Genomic DNA, 20476 nt, shown 5'->3' with positions numbered 1-20476 from the left:
GCTGCCGTCCGGCACACCGCCGGAGGGCGATCGGACGTGAGAGGTCAGGCGCATATGCTCACCGTATGGAGCAGAGCGAAGTCCTCAAGCGAGTGATCGGCATCCTCACGGAGGCGGGCGAGATGCAGCGCCACGCCGAGGAGGAGATGGGCGGCGACCCCGCCGCCGGCGAGAACATGGTGACGACCCTTCTCAACGAGACGATGCCGCACATCGCCATCCCCTCAGACGCCACTGTCGAGGAGATGGCCGTCCTGGTGGGGCGCGAGGTCGGCGGCGCCGTCGAACAGCTGGTCGGGGCGTTCACGCTGGCCTTCATCGCGCTCGCCCAGATCCACGACTCCGGGCAGGAGGACGTGACCTCTGCCGACGTGCTGCAGGACCTGGCCCTGCGGGCCGAGGAACTGAGCTCGGGCGACGAGGGCCCGGAGGAAACCCCCTGACGGTTGAGGGCGTGCGCGGGGCCGGTGCGGCGGAGTGCCTGCCGTCCGGTACACCGAGCGGCTCTCCGGTGACGGTCCGTCGCCGGCCAGGGACCCACGCCTGCGGGGCACGCGCACGAGTCCGCGGCGGACCTCGGTCTCCCGTGGCCCGCCGCGGGCTCCCCGGCCGCACCGACGGCGGGGAGTGGGACGGTGCGGTGGTTCCTGCGGGCGGTCAGCTCCGGTAGACCCCGAACTCGTAGAGCGAATAGCCCCAAGGGGTGCCGCGCACGGTGGTGTTCACCCGTACGTAGCGCGCTTCACCCGTGACGTCGAGGTCGTCGATACCGCCGTTGCCCTCCGTGACGGTGTGTACGGTGGTCCAGTTCTGGCCGTCGTCCGAGGTCTGGAGGGTGTATCCCTTGGCGTACGCGGTCTCCCAGGCGAGCTGCACGTGGTCGAACGCGGTCCTGGCCCCGAGGTCCACCTGGATCCACTGCTGGTCTGACCAGTCGCTGGCCCAGCGGGTGTCGAAGGACCCGTCGACAGCGTTTCCGGCGGGGCAGGGGCAGCCGGTGCTGTCCGGCTGGAAGGTGGACGCGGTGGCCGGCTTGCCCGCCGCCACGTTCGTACCTCCGGCCTGGGGCGGGACGACCCGGAAGGACTTCGTCTCGATGCCGACGTTGCCCTTGCCGTCCGAGCTCTTGATGTAGACCTTCCACACGCCGAGCCGGTCCGGAGCGGTGACCTCGAAGGTGCCGTTGCCCTTGTCCGTGAACGGCGCGTCGACGAGCTGCCCGCTGTCGTCCACGTACTTGCTGCCCAGCAGCACCTGGTGCGTGAGCTGGTCACCGTCGGGGTCGGAGACCGACGCCCTCACGGTGAAGGGCTTGCCGGCCTGGACGGCCGAGGCGTTGTCCACCGTCATGCCGGTGATCACGGGCGGTGTGTTGTCGCCCGGGGTGGCGGCCCCGTACGCCTTCTTCACCGCGTAGTAGGAGAGCCTCTTCTGGCCCGCCGGGAGCAGGTTGAACCAGACGCCGCCGAAGTCGTACTCGGTGCCGTAGTGGAACAGGGTCGCGCCGAGCGCCACTCCGGTGTGGTCCGTGACGCACTCCCACGCCTTGCCGTACCCGTCCGCCTTGGCGACGTCGGTCGGCTCGTCCGGTACGCCGTTGGCGTCGTCGGGCACCTCCCACTCGCCCGCGGGGCCGCCCTCGGTCACTATGTAGGGCTTGTCGAAGCCTCCCTCCTCCCAGGTCTTCCGTATGTCGCAGACGGCGCCGTAGGAGTTCACCGCGTACAGGTCGAGATCGGGCGCGTTCTTCTTGTAGTACGGCCACGCCCCGGTCCACGCGTCGGTCGAGGTGACCGGGTGGTCGGCGTCGACGGCGTGGATCTTCTTGGTGATGTCGTTGACGAACGTCGTGTAGGCATCGCGCTGCTGTTCGAGGGCGTCACCGCTGTAGCAGTTCTGCAGACCGAGCACGGACTCGTTGCCCACGTTCCACATGAGGACCCCTGGGTGGTCCTTGTAGGTCTCCACCCACTTGGGGAACTCGGCGAGCATGTTGTTCTTGTAGTCGGTGTCCGTCAGGTAGTTGACGCACCCGCCGCTGCCGGGGCCGCCGCCCGGCTGCAGCCAGAAGCCTGCGACGACCTTGATGCCGTTGTCCGCCGCGCTGTCCAGCAGCGGCTTCGTCGTGGCGTCCGTGCCCCAGGTCCGGATGGTGTTGACGCCCATCGACCTGACGTCCGGCATGTACTTCCCGGCGTCCGCGACGGCCGGGCCCCAGGTCAGGCCCTTCACGGTGTACGGCGAACCGTCGACGGTCAGCTTCCAGGCGCCCTGCGATCCCTCGACCTTCACCACGCTGCCGGCCGCCTGCGCGGCGGGCACGGGGAGGGTGGCCGCTCCTGCGGCGACGAGGGCGGCGACGGCGAGACGTGCCGTCGTGCGTCTGCGGCGGCGGGCCGCGGGGGTGGGACGTGACGTCTTCATGGGTGACAGCTCCTCGTGGGGGGAGTCGAGTTGATCAGGAGAGCGCTCTCCCTCGCGGGCGCGGTGCACCCACGAGGGAGAGACGGGGAGATCAGGGCAGTTCGTAGTTCTCGTCCAGTGCGGCGCCCTCGCCGGGGTTGTTCTGGTCGTAGCCCCGGGCGTCGCACTGCAGGCCGCCCACGATGCAGTGGCCGACCATGGCGTCCAGGGTCGCTTCGTCCCAGGCGTTGAAGAAGTCGTAATGGAAGGAGTGCCCCGTGCCGCTGGCCAGTCTCACCCGGGACATGTCACCGTTGACCGGCCAGGCCATCTTGAACTCGATCATCGGCAGGGCGACCGGGTGGCTGGCCGGGCAGACGTCCTGGTTGGCGCCCATCACGACCGGGTAGGCCATGTGGGCCTGGTGGTCCGGGGTGTCCAGGTGCTTGCCGTCCCAGCAACTGGGCGCCTGCATACGGAGGTTGAGCTGTGTGTCCTGACTCGTCGGGCATGTGGCCGGGAACTCGTAGTTGTGGTAGCTCTCGCCGCACTCGTACCCCTCGACCATGCCCGGGTGGTCGCGGAACTGCTGGGCGGTCTGCGTCGGGCTGCCGACGACGAAGCGCAGCCCCTCGGGGAAGGGCCGCACGGTCCGGTAGTCGGTGACGCCCGCCTTGTAGTAGATGGTCTGCGGACCGACCGGGCGGACCTCCTGGTCCCCGTTGTAGAGGGTCGGCATCCAGTAGGCGGACAGGTCGCCGGGCGCCTTGCACGCCGTGCCGCCCGCACCGAGCGAGGCGGTGGTGCTGTTCTCGTCCGTGGTGTCGTTCCCCATGAACGTGTGGTTGTGGGACTTGCCGATCCGGCCGGGGTAGACGATCGGGTCGACCGATCCGGTGTGGCTCACCGAGCAGTTCGCCTGGAACTCGTGGAAGTAGCGGTGGGGCGGGATCTCGGTGGACGGCTCCACCCCGGTGACCGGCGGGTTCGCCGGAATGTATCCGTCGCCGTCGGGGTCGTCCCCCGAGGGGACGGGGTCGGCGGCCGCCATGACGTGGCCCTGCGTGTGCCGCGTCCCCTGCATGACGTGTGCCGCGGCGACCGGCTCGCCGGCGGCCGGGGCCGCCCCGTCCGCCGGAACACCGCTGCGGGCGATCGACGCGAGACTCATGACGACCAGGGCCAGTGCGGTGGCGACGACGAGCGCGGACACCAGGGTGGTTCTGCTGATTCTTTCTGTCATGCGGACCTCCATGACGCTCTGCGTCCGCACACATCGGGTGCGCGGTGGGGGAGAGTGGAGCTGGACGGTGCGTCGTACGGAATGGTGCACGGAGGCTCGGGAGAGCGCTCTCCCGGGCGCTGTCAGTGTTGCGCCGCGGTTGAGAACATGTCAAGAGTCCGCGAACGGGAGTCACTGCGAGGGGAGTTCGGGGCGGTGGCTGTCGAGCGGCAGCGCTTGAGCGCACCGTGTTCCGCGGGGTCGTTCAACTGCGGCGGGAGCCGGCTCCGTCAGCCTCGTTCCGTACGTCGCGCGGTCCGCCACCACCGAGGAGCCGCGGACAGCGGCTTCGTACGCGGCCGCCCGTCCCGCCGGAGCGGTGACCTCACCCGCACGGGGAGGGCGGTCCGGCGAGTGACCGGCAGCACCGCGAAAGGGGCCCGCGAGCCCGGCTCGATCCGGACGAGGGCCCCATGGGTCTGCTGCGGCAGGGGGCCACCCTGCTGCCGCAGCAGACCGGTCACGTTCCGCCGGACCGTGGGCCCGGCGGGCTTCACCGTCAGGCCGTGTGGAGGGTCAGTCCGTAGCGGTTGAGGATCTCGTTGACGGGCTGGTACCAGGTCTCACCGCCGCTGCTGCAGTTGCCCCAGCCGCCCGAGGTGACACCCTGCGCCTGGTCACCGCTGATGAACGAGCCGCCCGAGTCGCCGCCTTCGGCGCAGACGCTGGTCTTGGTCATCTGGTGGACGGCACCCTGGCTGTAGTTGACGGTCTCGTTCTTGGCGAGGACGTTGCCGCAGTGCCAGTGGGTGGTGGAGCCGGAGCGGCAGATGGACGCGCCGATCGGGGCCTCGTTGGACCCGCGGACCAGCTGGTCGGACACGGTGCCCCAGCCCAGGACCACGGGCACGGTCCACCAGCCGCTGCCCACGTTCACCCAGGCGTAGTCGTTGTCCGGGAAGGACGAGCCCTGGAACGAGCCGATGGCGGAGTTGTCCCAGCCCCGGACCGCTCCGCCCGCCTGGCCGCAGTGGCCTGCCGTGACGAAGCCGCCGTGCACCGAGAAGCCTATGGAGCAGCGGACGTTGCCGGTGTAGTACGGGTCGCCGCCGACCGTGCCCGCAGCGAACGTCTGCGGGGCCTCGGCGGTCGGTTTCACCGTGACGGGGCCCGCCTTGCGCGCCTTGGCGACGAACGCCCGGACATCGTTGTCACCCTGTTCGGAGGCGACGACACTCACCACGACGCTGTTCGCCCGGGGATCGACGTGCCAGCTGCTGACGCCGCTGGGTGCGGACAGTGCGTCCAGCTTGTTCTTGACCGCGTCGAGTTCGCGCGCCGTGTGACCGACCACCCGGACCTCGGCGCCGGTCGCCCGTACGGCACCGGCCTTGCCGCTGTCCGTGACTGCGACCGTCAGCCGGCCGCTGTCCGCGTCGAACCAGGAGCCGCCGAACGACGTCCCGGCCGCCTTCCGCGCCGTTCCTTGCAGAGCTGTGGCCGCCTTCTCCGCGGTGAGCCGCGCCTCGGCCTGCCTCTTCGTCAGGCCGAGGTCGCGCTGCATGGCCGTGATGATCCCGGCCGACGCCTGCGGTTCGGCGGAGGAAGCGGAGTCCGCCGCCGACGCCTGTGTCAGACCGGCGGTCGCCCAGGTGCCGATGATGAGCAGTGCGGAGAGACCGGTCCGCACCATCGTCGTGTGTCTCAAGGGAGTGCCCCTTCTGTTGTTCCAGCATCGTGGGGGTGGAACAGAAGCATCCGAGAGCCGTCTGAGAGCGCTCTCAGAGGTACCGCTACGGACTGTAGTCCAGTTGGACGGGCAGGTCCATGCCAATGACGTCGTCCGAATGAACCGGCCGCTCCGGAAGGTCAGGGCATCAGCAGCGGGAGGCCGGAGCTGCGCCACGGCACACGGAACGCGTCCCACCGGCCTGCGGGGGCGTCGTCGGTGGAGGTGTCCCAGATCCGTACGGGTCCGCCCTCTGCCGTGAGCGGTGGCCAGCCGGGGTCGCCGGTGGCCGCGAACTCCGCCCAGGCCCGCGTCATGCGCGAGGCGAGTGCGCGGTCGGCTGCCCCCGGAGGCCCCCCGATGAGGAAGTGGACGTGTGCGTCGTCCACGGTGCCGAAGGCGAAGGGGATGTCCGCGCAGTGCCAGGCCCTGACCGGCCTCCCCCGCCCGTCGCGCTGCCGGACGAAGCGCGAGAGCCGGCTCCGCCCGCCTCCCCGTGTGTGGGCCTCGGCCAGTCCGCAGCTGTACTCGCCGAACAGCAGATCCCCGTACACGGCCAGATAGGTGTCGTGCACGGAGGCCTCCGGCCTGAGCTCGCGATAACCGTCCAGCACGGCTGCCGGGACACCGAAGTCGCGGGCGAAAGCTTCGAGTTGTCGCTTCTCGGTGACCTTCGCGCAGCTGCCCACCGCGTCCAGCAGCCAGTACTCCTCCGCGGTGTGGCAGACCAGCAGGTCGATCTCGCGGCCGGCGCCGCGGGCGAACGCGGTGAGGGGGTCGAGCGGCAGGGTGGCGCTCCCGGCCACGGGTCCGTAGATCGCGGGGTCGTAGTGCCGCGCCCCGGAGCCGGGATCGCGCCGGTATCGGTCGGTCACCCGGTCGGTGGCATCGACCAGCGTCTTCGGGGAGGCGGAGACCAGCCCTCCGTACGTGGCGGGGACACCGGCCGCGGCGGCGACCTCCGCCGTGGTGCGGGCAGCGGATTCCGGGGAGGCGCAGGCGTTCACGGCGCTGTGCGCGACGGCACGGTGGAACAGGCCGCGCGCCCCGTCCATCACCATCAGGCAGGCGACCGAGGTCGCCCCGGAGGACTGTCCGGCCAGGGTGACCCGGCCGGGGTCACCGCCGAACGAGGCGATGTTCTCCCGTACCCACCGCAGAGCGGCGATCTGGTCGAGCAGCCCACGGTTGTCAGGACAGGGTTCCTCGCCGTCGGCGGGCGGGACATGGCCGAACCCCTCGAAGCCCAGCCGGTAGTTGAGGGTGACGACCACGAGTCCATGACCCGCCAGGACCGTTCCGTCGAAGTCCGGCTGGGCCGAGGAGCCGAAGGCGTAGGCGCCGCCGTGGATCCAGACGAGCACGGGGAGCGTGTCGCCGCTGCCGCCGGGGGTCCAGATGTTGAGGCTGAGGATGTCCTCGTCCCCCGGTGACCACGTCGGCGACCCGGGCAGCTCGGCGGACTGCGGGGCCACGGGTCCGAATCCGGCGCAGTCCCGGACGCCGTCCCAGGGGGCGGCGGGGCGGGGAGCGCGGAACCTTCCGGCGTCGAACGGGGGCGCGGCGTAAGGGATTCCGCGCAGTACGACGACCCCCGGATCACGGTCGGCTCTCCGTCCGGCGACCACTCCGGCCTTCGTCCTGAACTCTTCCATCGATGCTCCCCGTTCCGCCCCGGCCGGGGCCCGGTGCCAGCCTCGCACCGGGCGGACGGTCCGGGCCAACACCTGTACGGCGCCGATCCACACGGCGGCGATGTGAATCAGCCGGGCGGTCCACGGTCCGTCGGTACCGGCGTCCGGGAGGTCCGCTCGACGGCGTTGAGCGGGAGCCCGCCTTCGCGCCGGCCTACCGCAGGACGGGCTGGGTCCGCGCGGCCGGGATGTCGGCGAGTTCCCGCACCGTGGCCATGTCGCTGAAGGGCAGCAGTCGGTCACCGACGATCTGGTAGGGCTCGCTGCCCTTGCCCGCGATCAGGACGATGTCACCGGGCCCTGCTTCCGCGAGTGCGAAGGCGATGGCCCGGCGGCGGTCGGCGAGGCGTTCGTACGGGGTGCCGGTGGACTCGATGCCGGGGGCGACCTGGTCCAGGATGGCCTCGGGGTCCTCGTCGCGCGGGTTGTCGGAGGTCAGCACACACAGGTCGGAGTACGTCCCGGCGATCGCGCCCATCTCGGCTCGCTTGGTGGTGTCCCTGTCCCCGCCGCACCCGAAGACGGTGATGACCTTGGACCGGGCGAAGCCGCGGATGGTGCCGAGCACCTTGTTCAGCGAGTCCGGCGAGTGGGCGTAGTCGACGATCACCGAGGCGCCTCCGACGGTCGTGACACGTTCGAAGCGGCCCGGGATCTGCGGCATCCGTTCGAGCGCGGAGACGAGCCCGGCGAGGTCGTGCCCCAGGGTGTGGCAGGCCGCCACCGTGGCCAGCGCGTTGGAGACGGAGAACCTGCCGGGTGCGGGGATCGCGGCCGGGTACTTGCGGCCGTCGTGATGCAGCGTGAAGCGGGTGCCCGAGGCGTCGACGACCAGATCGGTGGCCCGGTAGTCGGCCTCGGTGTCGAGGGCGTAGGTGGTCACCGCGCCCGGCATCATCGTCCCGATCCGGGCACCCACGGGGTCGTCGGCGTTGACCACGGCGTGCTCGCACAGTCCCTGGAAGAGCCGGAGCTTGGCGTCCCGGTAGTTCTCCATCGTGCCGTGGTCGTCCAGGTGGTCCTGGCTGAGGTTGGTGAAGACCCCCACGTCGAGGAACGTGCGGTCGACGCGGTGCGTCAGCAGGCCCATGGACGTGGCCTCCAGCACGACGGTTCCGGCACCCCGGTCACGCATGCACCCCAGCAGGTACTGGAGATCGGGGGACTCGGGGGTGGAGAGGACCGACCGGGGCATCGGGATCACCTCGTCACCGATGCGGCTGCCGGCCGTGCCGATGACCCCGGCGGTCGCCCCTTCGGAGATCCGCAGCACGGACTCGACCATGTACGAGACGGAGGTCTTGCCGTTGGTGCCGGTGATCGCCACCATGTCCATCCCGCGCCCCGGCTCGCCGTAGTACCGGGAGGCGGCGACCGCCGCCGCGGCCCGGGTGTCCGGCACCCGCACGACACAGGCGTCCTCCGCCGCCGCCGGCAGTACGCAGCCGTCCTCCACCATGACCGCCACCGCGCCCCGGGCGAGGGCGGGGGCCACCGCTCCGGGGCCGCCCTCCAGGTGGCCCGGCACCGCGATGAAGAGCGATCCCGGCGCCACCCGGTCCACGTCGAATGCCGTGCCCGCGGTGATGCGCGTCCGCTCCGGGTCACCCTGGAGGATGTGGTGGGTCTGTCCGGCCAGCAGCTCGCTCAGCTTCAAGGTGGTCCCTTCGAGGGGTGGCTCGAGCCGTGGTGCGGCCGTCGCCGGAACGCCGCGACGGCGGTGCGCCGAAGCTGCGGTGGTGAAGTGGAGCGCGTACGAGGTGGAGCGCGTACGAGGTGGAGCGCGTACACGGTGAGGAGGCGGGACGGGCGGTGACAACCGCCGAAGGTCGCTAGCCGTGTCCGTGCAGGGCGAGGCGGTGGCTCGCGGGCACACCGGGGGCGGCCTTGTGCAGGCACTTCCCTGTGACGCCGGTCCGACCCATGGGCCGAGTGTACGTCCCGGACAGGTGGCCCCGGTTCCGCTTCCAGCGGGCCCCGCTTCCGCTTCAGGGGCGCAGGGCGGTCCCCCGCCGCCGCGACGCACCGAGCAGTGAGACCGTGAACGGGTGCCGGGGAGCGGTCAGTATCCGTTCCCGGGGCCCCTCCTCGACCACCTCTCCGCCGTCCAGCACCGCCACGCGGGTGGCCGGGGCCGCGGTGTCGAGGTCGTGGGTGATCAGCACGACGCTCGGACCGTCCTGGCAGCGGACCGACGTGGCGAGCAGGTCCAGCAGGGATCGCCGCGCCACCGGGTCCAGCCCCGAGGTGATCTCGTCGCAGACGAGCACCCTGGGCCGCGCGAGGAGGGCTCTGGCGAGGGCCGCACGCTGGAGTTCGCCCCCGGAGAGCCGGCCCGGCAGCCTGCCGGCGAGGCCCTCGTCCAGTCCGAGATCGGTCAGCACACGCCGGGCCTCCGCCGTCGCCTCCCGGTGTCCGGTGCCGTGCAGGCGTACCGCCGTGCGGGCCACCTGGTCGAGGACCGGCCGGTGTTCGTCGAAGGCGGCCCGGGCGTCCTGGAAGACGTACTGCACGGCGGCGAGCTGCTCGCGGCTGCGGTCCCGCAGGCTGCGCGGCAGCGCGGTGCCGTCGAGCAGGATCTGCCCCGTGTGGTCGCGGTGGAGCCCCGCGAGACAGCGGCCGAGGGTGGTCTTCCCGCTGCCCGAGCGTCCGACGACGGCGAGGCATTCGCCTGTGCGGAGCGAGAGCCGGTCCACGCTCAGCACGGGGACGCGGGCGCCGCCGGTGCGGTGGCGGGCGGTGAGTCCGCTGACGCTCAGCAGTTCCGCGCCGGTGCGCCCGGGGTCCGCGTACGGCAGGGTCCTCGGTTCGGCGAGGAGTTCCTTGGTCCACGGATGCGTGGGGGCGTCCAGGATCCGCTGGGCCGTCCCCTGCTCCACCACGCGGCCGGCGCGCATCACCAGTACCTCGTCGGCCAGTTCGCGTACGACGTCGAGGTCGTGGCTGAGCAGCAGCACGGCGATGCCGCGGGCCGTCACCGCCGCGAGCTGGTCGACGATGCGGCGCTTGGTCAGGGCGTCCTGCCCGGTGGTGGGCTCGTCCGCGACGATGACACGGGCGCCGAGCAGCAACGCCTGCGCCAGGACGACGCGCTGCTGCTGGCCGCCGGACAGCTGGTGCGGATACCGGCCCAGCACCTCCTCGCCGCCGTCGAGCTGGGCGTCGGCGAGAGCCCGGGTGACGCGCTGTCGAGCCCCGGCGCGGCGCTGCGGCCGGGGCAGGTCCCGCACCTGCTGACGCGCCATGTCGTGCAGGAGGGCGCCGGTGCGGCGGGCCGGGTTGAGGACCGCTGCTGGATGCTGGGGGACGTAGCCGATCCGGGCACCGTGCACGGCCACCTCGCCCGTCACCCGCGCGCCCGCGGGGAATTCGCCGAGCAGGGCGAGGCCGGTCGTGGTCTTGCCGCTGCCGGACGCCCCGACCAGGGCGGTGACCGTGCCTTGCCTCATCCGGAGCGAGAGCCGGTCGACGAGCGTCCGCCCGTCGACCTCGACGGTCAGCCCGGTGACGGAGGCGATCACGGGGTTCTCGTTCATGGGCGGCGGCCCTTCCGGGGCGGGGTGCGGTTCTCCATGGCGGCGTCGACGAGCAGGTTGCTGCCCATGGTGAGTGCGACGATGAGCAGGGCGGGCACGACGACCGCCCAGGGCTGGATGAGCAGTCCGGTCCGGTTGCGGTCGACCATCACGGCCCAGTCGGCGGCGTCCGGTGCGACCCCGATGCCCAGGAAGGCGGCGGTGGCGACCAGGTAGAGCACGCCGGTCAGCCGGATTCCGGCGTCGGTGGCCAGGGTGCGCAGGATGGACCGCCCGACGTATCCGACGGCGAGGCGCCACCAGCTCTCCCCCTGCATGCGCAGGGCCTCGACGGCGGGCCGGGACGCCGCCTCGGCGGCGGCGGCCCGGACGATCCGGGTGGTGTCCGGGACGGAGACGAAGGCGACCAGCAGCGCGAGACCCGCCGTTCCGGGCGGGAAGACGGCGGCGACCAGCAGAACCATGAGCAGCGAGGGAACGGCGAGCAGCACGTCCAGCGGACGCATCAGCGCTTCCTCCAGCCACCGCCGGTGGGTGAGCGCACTGATCAGACCGACCGGCAGGGCGACGAGGTACGCGAGGACCGTGGCCGCCAGCGCGACGAGGACCACGGGCCGGCCGCCGAGCAGCACCTGGTGCACGACGTCCCGGCCGACGAAGTCCGTGCCCAGGAGGTGGCCGCCGCCGAGGGTGAAGGAGGCGGCGCGGGCAGAGGGTTCTCCTACGAGGAACGGGCCGGCCAGGGCGAGGCCGAGCGGGACCGCGGCGACGGCCGCCCCGGGTCCGTATCTGCCGAACCGCTTCACGCCGCCACCCCCGAGCGGGGTGCGAGCCGGTGGGTGACGAGATCGGCGCCGAGGTTGAGCACGACGGTGGCGAGACCGAAGACCACCGCGAGTCCCTGCACGACGGGGATGTCACGGTCGGCCACGGCGTTCATGAGGACGGTGCCGAGTCCGGGGATCACGTAGAGGGCCTCCACGACGATGACGCCGCACAGCAGCCAGTCGATGGTGCGGGCGAGTTGCTGCGTGGCGGGGGCCAGGGCGTTGGGCAGGGCGTGCCCGTAGCGGATGCGGGCACCGGAGATCCCGTACCGCTCGGCGTGGGCGATGTACGGGGCGGCGAGCGCCTCGATCATGCCGGCCCTGACCAGGCGGGCCAGCGAGCAGACGGGCCGGGCGAGCAGGACCAGGACGGGCAGGACGAGCACCGAGGGGTGTGCGAGCAGCCCTGTGCCGTAGCCGACGGCGGTCGGCGGGAACCAGCCGAGCCGCAGGGCGAAGACGCTCACCAGCAGGATTCCGAGGGCGAATTCGGGCACCGCGTAGACCCCGAGGGTCGCTGAGCTGATCAGCCGGTCGGTGAGCCGCCCTTCGTGGCGGGCGGCGAGTACCCCGAGCCCGACCCCCACCGGGACGAGGAGGAGGACGGCGACGGTGGCGAGGAGCAGGGTGGGGCCGAAGCCGTCCGCGAGGAATCCGGCGACGGGCCGTCCGGAGGTGAGCGAGGTGCCGAAGTCGCCGTGCAGCAGCCCCATGACCCACTCCGCCAGCCGTTCGTGGGCGGGCCGGTCGAGCCCCATCGCCTCGCGGACCGCCGCGATGCGCTGCGGGTCGGGCTGGTCGCCGGCGAAGGCCACCGCCGCGTCGCCCGGCAGCGCCTCGGTGAGCGCGAAGACCAGCAGCACGACGGCCGAGGTCTGCAGGACGCCGAGGAGCAGCCGCCGGGCGATCCAGGAACGGAGTCCGTTCACGCCAGCCAGACCTTGTCGAAGCGTGCCCAGTCCAGGGTGTTGGCGGGTGCCTCGCGCGCGACACCGCGCAGGGAGCGTGAGGTGCCGAGGATCCAGTCGCCGAAGCCCCAGACGAGGAAGCCTCCTTCGGCGTGCAGCTGTCGCTGCATCCGTCCGTAGAGGGCCGCCCGGGCCGTCCTGTCCTTGGTGGACTGGGCCTCCCGGTAGAGCGCGTCGAAGTTCTTGTCCTGCCACCTGGTGGCGTTGGTGGTGGAGTCGGTGAGCAGCCGCTGGGAGATGTGGGACTCGATGGGCATGGCCCCGGACCGGTAGCAGCACAGGGTGCCGGAGTCGAGGATGTCCTTCCAGTAGGAGTCCTTGCTCCCCATCCGTACGTCGACGGTGACTCCGGCGCGTGCCGCCTGGTCCCGGAAGATGCCGGCGGCCTCGGTGAAACCGGCGGCGACGGCGGAGGTGTCGAGTGTGACCTTCAGGTCCTGCGCACCCGCCTGCTTGAGCAGACTGCGAGCACGGGCGATGTCCTGTTCGCGCTGGGGGAGTTCGTCCGCGTAGTACTCGTATCCCTTGCCGAAGAGGTCGTTGCCCTTCTCGCCCGCGCCGGACAGGGCACCGTTGACCAGTTCCTCGCGGTCGGCGATGAGGAAGAAGGCTTCGCGGACCCGGGGGTCGTCGAAGGGCGGCCTGTCGGTCTTCATGGCGAAAGCCTGCATGGCGCTGTTCCGGAGCCGGACGATCTCGACGGCGCCGGCCTTCTCGTGGGCACGTCCGGTGGCGGGGTTGAGCTCGTGCGCGTATTCGACCTGGCCGCCGAGGAGGGCGTTGACGCGGGCGGACTCCTCGTTGGCGACGACGAATTCGAGCTCGTCGAGGTGGGGGGCGCCCTCCCAGTGGGTGTCGTTGCGCCGCAGGACGGTGGACCGGCCGGGGGCGAAGGAGACGAAACGGAAGGGGCCGGTGCCGATGGGCTCACGGTCGAACGAGGTGGCGCCGTCCTGCACGACGAAGGTGCCGAAGGCGGCCATCACGTTGGGGAATTCGGCCGTCGGCCGCTTGAGCACGAACTCCACGGTCCGCTCCCCCTTGGCGCGGCTCGCCTTCAGGTCGATGGGCTCCAGGGAGGCGCGGGCGCGGTACGCCTTCGCCGGGTCCGCGATGCGGCGGTAGCTGTAGAGGACGTCGGCGGCCGTCACGGGCTTCCCGTCGTGGAACTCCGCCTCCCTCAGGGTGATGGTCCAGCGGTCGAGGCCGGCGTTCGGTTCCCATGTCTCGGCCAGCCGTGGGACCGCGGCCAGGTCGGCGCCGTAGTCGGCGAGCTTGTCGAAGAGGGCCTTGCCGCGGGCCGCGTCGGCGAAGAGGTTCCCCAGGTGCGGGTCGAGGGTTTCGCTCGCGCCGCCCCCGGCGAAGGCGGCGCGCACCCGCCCGCCGCGTCGGGGGGTGCCGTCGCCCTTGCCGGAGCCGGCCCCGGTGGCGGCGGGCGCGGAGCATCCGGCGAGCGCGAGCGCGCCGAGCCCTGCGGCTCCCCCGGCGGCGAGGAATCCGCGCCTGCGCAGGCCGGGGAAGCGTTCGTGTCTGTCGGCTGATGCGGTCATGGCTGTTCTCCCGTTGCTCGATGTGCTGAATTGCCGGTGGACGCCGGTCCCCGTTTCCGCGCGACGACGTGGAGCCGGTCGCCGTCGGCCGCCGTACCGGGGAGGGCTCCCGGCTGCCAGGCCGGTTCGGTGCGTGGCCCGGGGCCGTCGTGCAGGGCGAGCACGTCGAAGCCGTGCGCGGTGAGGAAGTGGCGCAGTTCCTGGGGCAGGAGCAGCCGCCACGCGGAGTGCTCCTCGACGGGCGGACCGCCGTCGTCGGTGGTCCAGACGCGTGTGCGCCGCAGGAGCTGGGCGGCGCGGTCGACGCGCAGTGCGGTGGTCGAGCGGTACGTCGTGCCGTGCCAGGTGAAGCGGGAGACGGCGGGCGCGGCGGGGGGTGCGTCCCGGCCGAGGAAGTACGCGCCGTTGCGCATCTCACCGACCAGCAGGCCGCCGGGCACCAGGGTGCGCCGGCAGGACTCCAGGAAGCCGTCCAGCTGCTCGTTCGTGTGGCAGTAGAGCAGCGAACTGTCCAGGCACACCACGGCGTCGAAGACCCGCTGACCGAAATCGAACCGGCTGAGATCGGCCTGTACGTACTCCGGGCCCGGGTGGTGGGCGCGGGCGTGGGCGAGCATGGTGCCGGAGAGGTCGGCACCGGTGACACGCCGTCCGGCGCGGTGGAGGACGGCGGCGTCCCGGCCGGTCCCGCACCCCAGGTCGAGCACGGCCGGTCCGGCTCCGTGGCGTCGCAGGAGGTCCTCCGCCCAGCGCCCGGCCAGGTGCCCGGGGTCCGGGAATCTGGCCTCGTACAGCTCGGGGCGGTCGGTGAGCAGATTCCCCGTACGGTGCTTCATGCCGTCACCGCCACAGGCGCGGGCCGCGTGCCCGGCAGGGTGCCCTTGCGGTGCAGCCAGGTCACCCCCGCCGCGGAGGCGAGCCCGGCCGCGAGACAGCAGGCCCAGGGGAGCAGCTCGGCCGGGCTGTTGTCCCCGCCCCTCCGGGCGGCGTCCATCGTCCAGCCGACCGCCGCGTTGCCGACGGCCGCCGCGATGCCGGAGACCGCGTAGAAGATGCCGAAGTACGTGCCTGTCAGCGTCTGCCGGCCGAAGCCCGGGATCAGCTCCATGACGAAGGGCTGTGCGGTCATGACGCCGAGGTGGAGCAGGAGGGCGCCGGTCAGCACGGGCAGGGCGCGCAGGGTGGCGTCCAGGGCGCCGTCCGGTGGTGTCTCCGTGCCCGCGACGAGCATCGGCGGTACGAAGGCGAGTCCCATCAGCACCATGCCGGTGGCGATCCAGCGTCCTCTGGTCCCCCGGCTCTTGAGCGCGCGGGTGATCCGCAGCTGGAAGGCGATGCCCGCGACCGTCCCCACGAGGAAGACGAGGCCGGCGGCTCCGTCCCAGCCGGTGGCCTGCCGGGCGCCGGCCGGAAGCAGCAGATAGAGCTGGTTCTCCAGGGTGAACATGCCGACCATCGCCAGTGCGAAGGCGAGGAAGGGGCGGTTGCCGACGGCTTCGCGCCAGTCGGAGGTGACACTGCCCGTGGCCGGTGGCACGTCACGGGCGGGGAGCACCAGGGCCTGGGCGACGGTGAGCAGGGCGAAGATTCCGGCGGCGGTGAGGGCGGACGCCCGGAAGTCGACCAGCAGCAGGGCGCTGCCCAGGAGCGGTCCGATGAGGGCACCGGTCGTCGCGAAGACGTTGAACAGGGCGAAGGCCTCGGCTCTGCGCTCCCCCGCCTCCTGCGCGAGGTAGGTGCGGACGGCGGGGTTGAACAGAGCGCCGGCCACTCCGCTGAGCACGGAGGCGGCGAGCAGCACGGGCAGCCCGTCACCGAGTGCGAAGAGGGCGAAGCCGACGGTGCGTATCGCGCAGCCGGCGATGATGACGCCTCGGGCGCCGAGCCGGTCGGCTGCGGATCCGCCTATGAGGAAGAGGCCTTGCTGGCTCAGGTTGCGTACCCCGAGGACGATGCCGACAACGGCCGCCGACATGCCCAGGTTGTCGCCGAGGTGGGTGGCGAGGTAGGGGATGAGGAGGTAGAAGCCGGTGTTGACGCCGAGTTGATTGACCAGCAGCAGTCGGATGGCGAGCGGGAAGCCGCGGATCTCGCGCAGGGTCCTCATGAGGCGGCGCTCCAGACCCTGGCTTCTGCGCGGGGTTGTACGCCGAGCCCGGGGTGTCCGTTGGCGGCCACGAAGCCGTCGTCGCCGCCGATTCCGGTCCATGGGTCGTGGGCGAGCAGGAGGTGGCCGTCGAGGTCGGTCCAGCGGGCCCGGTCGGCGATGTGGACGGCGGGGGCGATGCCCAGGGTGCTGGCGGTCAGACAGCCGAGCATCAGGTCCGTGCCACTGCCCTCGATCAGGGCGGCGATGCGGAGTGCGGCGTGGACACCGCCGCATTTGGCGAGTTTGACGTTGATGCCCTGGACGCGTCCGGCGAGCCGCCGCGCGTCCTCGTAGGTGACCGCGTCCTCGTCGGCGATGACGGGGACGGGGGAGCGGGCGGCGAGCCGCGCGAGAGCCTCCGGGTCGCCGGGGGTGAGGGGCTGTTCCACGGCTTCGACGCCGAGTTCGGCGAACCGGGGCAGAAGCCTGCGTGCCTGTCCCGCCGACCAGGCGCCGTTGGGGTCGAGGAGAAGCCGGGCGGTGGGTGCGGCGGCGCGGACGGCGCGTACCCGGTCCAGGTCGGTCTCCTCGTCCGGGTCGCCCGCCTTGATCTTGATGACGGAGAACCCGGCGTCGGCCAGTCTGCGGGCCTGGGCGGCTGCCCGCCCCGGGGAGGTGAGGGAGATCGTGCGGGCGGTGGCGGCCCTCGGAGCGGCGGGAGAGCCGAGGAAGCGGTGGACGGCGGTGGCGGTGCGCTTGCCGACCAGGTCGAGGAGGGCGGCCTCGGTGGCGGCGGTCACGGCGGCCGGGGTGCCGGCTGGGGAGAGCTCGCCGACGCGCAGCGCGTGCAGCGCGGTCTCCGGTCCGGCGAAGCGGGTGAGCCGCTCCCCGGTTCGGGAGGCGAGGCGTTGCAGGGCGGGCGTGTCGAGGCCGTAGAAGACGCTGGTGACGGCCTCTCCGTGACCGCTGAGCCCTTCGTGCTCGATGGTGAGGCGTACGGCGTCGCGGGCGGTCATGGTCGATCGCGAGATCCGCAGCGGCTCGGCGAGGACGAGCCGCACGGTGTGCTGGGTGAGTTTCACGGCTTCCTCTCCAGTCGTTCCGCCAGCGGATCGGTGACGTCGGTGCACCTGGACCAGCCCCCGGTCTGCGGGGCGCGTGGGTGCGGGACGTCGACGGGGGTGCCGGCCGCGCGGGCGGGGTCCAGTTGGTGGGCGGTCATGAAGTCGTCGTCGTAGACGGTGGAAAGGTAGCGGTGGGGCCCGTCGGGGAAGACGGTGGCGACGGCGGCCCCGGGATGGGTGCGGGCCGCCCAGGCGGAGACGCGGGCCACGGCGCCGGTGCTCCAGCCGCCGCTGACGAAGTTGCCCCGGGCGAGGCGCCTGCAGGCGTCGGCTGCTTCGGCCGGACCGATCCAGTGGACCTCGTCGAAGGCCTCGTAGGCGACGTTGCGCGGGTGGATGCTGCTGCCGAGACCGCGCATCAGCCGGGGCGCGGCGGCCTGGCCGAAGATGGTGGATCCGATGGAGTCGACGGCGACGATGCGCAGGCCGGGCCAGTGTCTGCGCAGTGGTCCGGCGATCCCGGCGCTGTGGCCCCCGGTGCCGACGCTGCAGACGAGGATGTCGAGGCGGTCCAGCTGGGTGGCCAGTTCGGCAGCGAGCGAGGCGTAACCCGCCGTGTTGTCGGGGTTGTTGTACTGGTCGGGCCAGTAGGCGCCGGGCAGCCGGCCGAGCAGGTCGCGCAGTCGCTCCAGGCGCGCACCCTGCCAGCCGCCGTGTGCGGCGGGGCGGTCGACGATTTCGAGGCGTGCGCCGTACGAGCGGAGCAACTGCCGCATGAAGGGTTCGAGTTCGCTGTCGCCGACGAGCACGACGGGGTGCCCGAGCGCCTGCCCGGCGAAGGCGAGTCCTATGCCGAGTGTGCCGGAGGTCGACTCCACGACCGGTGCGCCGGGCAGCAGTTTGCCGCGTTCCTCGGCGCCCAGGAGCATGGAGACGGCGGCCCGTGCCTTCATCCCGCCGACGGCGTGTCCTTCGAGCTTGGCCCAGAAGCCGGGGTGGGGCAGGGGCAGTCCGGTGGTGATCCTGGCCAGCGGGGTGCGGCCGAGGAGGGAGAGGAGTTCGCGGTTGGGGGCGAGGGCGGGCAGGGATGCCGTGGTCACGAGGTGCCTCCGTCGTCCGCGCGGTAGCGGTGGATGGTGCCGGGCCCGCCGTCGAGCCAGAAGAAGGGATACGGTTCCGCGCACACGGCGGTCACTCCGGCGCCCAGGAAGCGGGGCAGGACCGCGCTTCCGGTCTGCGCGAACATGACCAGTGGCTTGCCGTGCTCCTGGCAGCTCCGGCGCAGCGGGTCGAAGGTTCCGTTGCCGAGCGTCATGCCGGAGGCGAGCACCGCGTCGCAGTGGCCGATCTCCCCGAGGGCGTCCGGTGTGATGGGCTGACCCCACTCGGTGGTGCCGCCCTTCAGGTCACAGGGGATTCCGGTGAGGCTGCGCGAACGGAGTTCGGCGAGCAGGGAGTTGACCACGCCGACGACCAGGACGGTGGAGCCGGGCTCCAGGTCCAGCAGGTCGGTCACGGCGGCGGCCCGCGCCTGCGAGCGCTCCAGCGAGCTTCCGGCGGGGATGGTCACCGGCTGCGCCCCGTGGGACGGCGTGTGCGGCACGGCGTCCATCAGGTAGGCGTCGAGTGCCGCGACGCGTACGGGCAGCAGCGGGTGGGCGAGGAGCGCGGCCACGTCCGCGCCGGCGCATTCCTCGACCGTTCCGGCGGGAAGCGCCCCGGGCTCGACCGCGCACGACCCGACGGCGCGGCCGAGCCGGAGGCTGAGGACCTCGTTGCGGTATCCGCCCCGCCGCCCGTCGTGCCGTACGGCCTGGGACGTCGTGAAGGCGACGGCGATACGGCGGGTCAGGGGGTCAGGGCCGAGTTCACCGTGGAGCGCCCGCTGGAGGAGGGTGCCCAGACACGGTGCCCGGTCGGGCGGGACCGTCGTCATGAGCGCACCAGCCGGGGGCGTACGTCCGCGAGCAGCGCCTCGACACGGGCCCGCGCGCCGAGCCCGTCGGCGTCGCCCGCCATGATGTGCCCGAGGTACGCGTTGTTGCTGTCCGCCTCCTCGACCGTGCGGCCGGCCTCGGCGACCTGGACCTCCAGGACCCCGTCGGCGTCCCGCACACCGTCGGCGCCCTCCACGGATGCGAGGGTGCCGGCGCTTCGGGGGACGAGGAAGCCGATGGCCGCACTGCGCAGTCCCGTGTCATGGCGGCGAAGGTCGGGTTCCCGGCCGAGCGCCACGTCGACGCAGGCTGCGGCGAGGTCGATCCCGGTGACGTGGCGGACCAGCTCGGTGATGCGGTTGCCCGCCGGGCGGGGATTGACCTCCACGACCCGGGGGCCGTCGGCCGTCAGCTTGACCTCGGTGTGCGCCACGACGTCGTCGAGCCCCAGCGCCGCCCCGGCGCTCACCGCTGTGCCGGCTGCGGCGGCCAGGTCGTCCGGCTCCAGGGCGGCCGGGAACATGTGGCCGGTCTCGACGAAGGCGGGCGCTCCGCCGACACTTTTGTCCGTCACGCCGACGACGTGCGCCATGCCGCGGTAGGTCACGGTCTCGACGCTCACCTCGGGTCCGTGGAGGAACTCCTCGAGCAGGACGTGGGGTGCGCGCCGCTGTCCCCTGGCGTTGCGCGGGAAGCCCGCCAGTGCACGGCAGGCCGCGGCCAGTTGTTCCGCGTCGTCGACCCTGCGTACGAGCATGCCCGCGCAGAGGTCCACGGGCTTGACCACCAGCGGATAGCCGATGTCCCGGGCGGCCATCGCGGCCTCCGCCCCGTCCGCGCACACCGCGAAGCGGGGACCGGGGACTCCGGCGGCGGCCAGGACACGACGGGTGGCGTCCTTGCGGCAGGCGTTCTCCATGGCTTCGGCCGAGGGGCCCGGCAGACCCAGCAGGGCGGCGATCCTCGCGGCTGTCGGCAGGTAGTAGTCACACGACGTGACCACTCCGTCGAAGCTCAGTGCACCGTGCAGCCGTTCGACCTGGGGAAGCAGCGTGTCGACGTCATTGGTGGGTGCCGTGACGACGTTACGGGCGGTGAGCAGCGGATGCCCCGCTCCCTCCGGAGCCGCCCGGAGGTAGTGGTGCAGATCGCGGGTGAGGAAGGTGAAGTGGTGACCGCCCTCCCCCAGGGCCCGCGGCAGCAGTCTGCTCATCGATCCGACCCAGCTCTCGACAACCAACAGATGAGCCACGAGCTCCCCTTCTCACAGTGCGTCGGTGTTGCGGGCAGGCAGAGGCCACCCCTGACGCGGAGACTTCCGGCCCGACCGCACACACGCTATCGACAATCGTTTTCATTGTCATCTAAAACAGCGTCATCCATGCTGGGAAGCGGCTTCCGTTGCGCCCCTCGCCGGACCGGAGTGGAATTGCACATAGGGGACCCGGAGGAAGGGA

Annotated in this window: 16 protein-coding genes; 1 reads left to right on the top strand and 15 read right to left on the bottom strand. The window is 72.1% G+C overall.

Annotated elements, in window-relative coordinates; all coding sequences use genetic code 11:
- The first annotated feature begins 65 nt into the window (after window positions 1–65).
- Entirely contained in the window at window positions 66–443 is a 378-nt protein-coding gene (locus tag AB0P41_RS33355; RefSeq protein WP_356714597.1) for a hypothetical protein, read from the top strand.
- A 214-nt stretch (window positions 444–657) separates the two neighbouring features.
- On the opposite strand, the gene AB0P41_RS33350 is transcribed toward AB0P41_RS33355, so the two are convergent.
- The 15 genes from AB0P41_RS33350 to AB0P41_RS33280 all read right to left on the bottom strand — a co-directional run bounded on the left by AB0P41_RS33350 (window position 658) and on the right by AB0P41_RS33280 (window position 20271).
- Window positions 658–2424, bottom strand: a complete 1767-nt coding sequence (locus AB0P41_RS33350) for a discoidin domain-containing protein (protein WP_365935863.1) — start codon at window positions 2422–2424, stop codon at window positions 658–660.
- Window positions 2425–2515: 91 nt separating this feature from the next.
- Window positions 2516–3646 (bottom strand): DUF1996 domain-containing protein, encoded by a 1131-nt coding sequence (locus tag AB0P41_RS33345; RefSeq protein WP_365935861.1) that lies wholly within the window; start codon window positions 3644–3646, stop codon window positions 2516–2518.
- A 538-nt stretch (window positions 3647–4184) separates the two neighbouring features.
- Entirely contained in the window at window positions 4185–5318 is a 1134-nt protein-coding gene (locus AB0P41_RS33340) for a S1 family peptidase (protein WP_365935875.1), read from the bottom strand.
- 176 nt (window positions 5319–5494) lie between these two features.
- The gene (locus AB0P41_RS33335; protein ID WP_365935859.1) at window positions 5495–7009 is read right to left on the bottom strand and encodes a carboxylesterase family protein; all 1515 of its coding nucleotides are present in this window, start codon (window positions 7007–7009) and stop codon (window positions 5495–5497) included.
- 193 nt (window positions 7010–7202) lie between these two features.
- Window positions 7203–8705 carry a UDP-N-acetylmuramoyl-L-alanyl-D-glutamate--2,6-diaminopimelate ligase gene (locus AB0P41_RS33330; RefSeq protein ID WP_356714593.1) on the bottom strand — a complete coding sequence of 501 codons (1503 nt, stop codon included), beginning with the start codon at window positions 8703–8705 and terminating at the stop codon, window positions 7203–7205.
- A gap of 331 nt (window positions 8706–9036) precedes the next feature.
- Window positions 9037–10584, bottom strand: coding sequence for an ATP-binding cassette domain-containing protein (locus tag AB0P41_RS33325; RefSeq protein ID WP_365935857.1), 1548 nt, complete (start codon window positions 10582–10584; stop codon window positions 9037–9039).
- Window positions 10581–11390 (bottom strand): ABC transporter permease, encoded by an 810-nt coding sequence (locus AB0P41_RS33320; protein WP_356714591.1) that lies wholly within the window; start codon window positions 11388–11390, stop codon window positions 10581–10583. Before AB0P41_RS33320 ends, AB0P41_RS33325 begins: the two co-directional genes overlap by 4 nt.
- On the bottom strand, window positions 11387–12340 hold the full coding sequence (locus AB0P41_RS33315) for an ABC transporter permease (RefSeq protein ID WP_365935855.1): 954 nt from the start codon (window positions 12338–12340) through the stop codon (window positions 11387–11389). The genes AB0P41_RS33320 and AB0P41_RS33315 overlap by 4 nt, the downstream gene beginning before the upstream one ends.
- Entirely contained in the window at window positions 12337–13929 is a 1593-nt protein-coding gene (locus AB0P41_RS33310) for an ABC transporter substrate-binding protein (RefSeq protein ID WP_365935853.1), read from the bottom strand. The genes AB0P41_RS33315 and AB0P41_RS33310 overlap by 4 nt, the downstream gene beginning before the upstream one ends.
- Window positions 13926–14765 (bottom strand): class I SAM-dependent methyltransferase, encoded by an 840-nt coding sequence (locus AB0P41_RS33305; protein WP_356714588.1) that lies wholly within the window; start codon window positions 14763–14765, stop codon window positions 13926–13928. Before AB0P41_RS33305 ends, AB0P41_RS33310 begins: the two co-directional genes overlap by 4 nt.
- Window positions 14762–16036 (bottom strand): MFS transporter, encoded by a 1275-nt coding sequence (locus AB0P41_RS33300; RefSeq protein WP_365935852.1) that lies wholly within the window; start codon window positions 16034–16036, stop codon window positions 14762–14764. The genes AB0P41_RS33305 and AB0P41_RS33300 overlap by 4 nt, the downstream gene beginning before the upstream one ends.
- Window positions 16033–17100, bottom strand: coding sequence for an enolase C-terminal domain-like protein (locus tag AB0P41_RS33295; protein WP_365935850.1), 1068 nt, complete (start codon window positions 17098–17100; stop codon window positions 16033–16035). The genes AB0P41_RS33300 and AB0P41_RS33295 overlap by 4 nt, the downstream gene beginning before the upstream one ends.
- Window positions 17097–18182 (bottom strand): pyridoxal-phosphate dependent enzyme, encoded by a 1086-nt coding sequence (locus AB0P41_RS33290; protein ID WP_365935848.1) that lies wholly within the window; start codon window positions 18180–18182, stop codon window positions 17097–17099. Before AB0P41_RS33290 ends, AB0P41_RS33295 begins: the two co-directional genes overlap by 4 nt.
- Entirely contained in the window at window positions 18179–19018 is an 840-nt protein-coding gene (locus AB0P41_RS33285) for a DUF364 domain-containing protein (protein WP_356714584.1), read from the bottom strand. Before AB0P41_RS33285 ends, AB0P41_RS33290 begins: the two co-directional genes overlap by 4 nt.
- Complete coding sequence (locus AB0P41_RS33280) at window positions 19015–20271, bottom strand: ATP-grasp domain-containing protein (protein ID WP_365935846.1); 1257 nt, start codon at window positions 20269–20271, stop codon at window positions 19015–19017. The genes AB0P41_RS33285 and AB0P41_RS33280 overlap by 4 nt, the downstream gene beginning before the upstream one ends.
- Window positions 20272–20476 lie beyond the last annotated feature (205 nt).

The sequence above is a fragment of the Streptomyces sp. NPDC079167 genome (assembly GCF_040686735.1).
In the GTDB taxonomy this organism is placed as follows: Bacteria; Actinomycetota; Actinomycetes; order Streptomycetales; family Streptomycetaceae; genus Streptomyces.
This window is presented reverse-complemented; position numbering and strand designations above follow the sequence as displayed.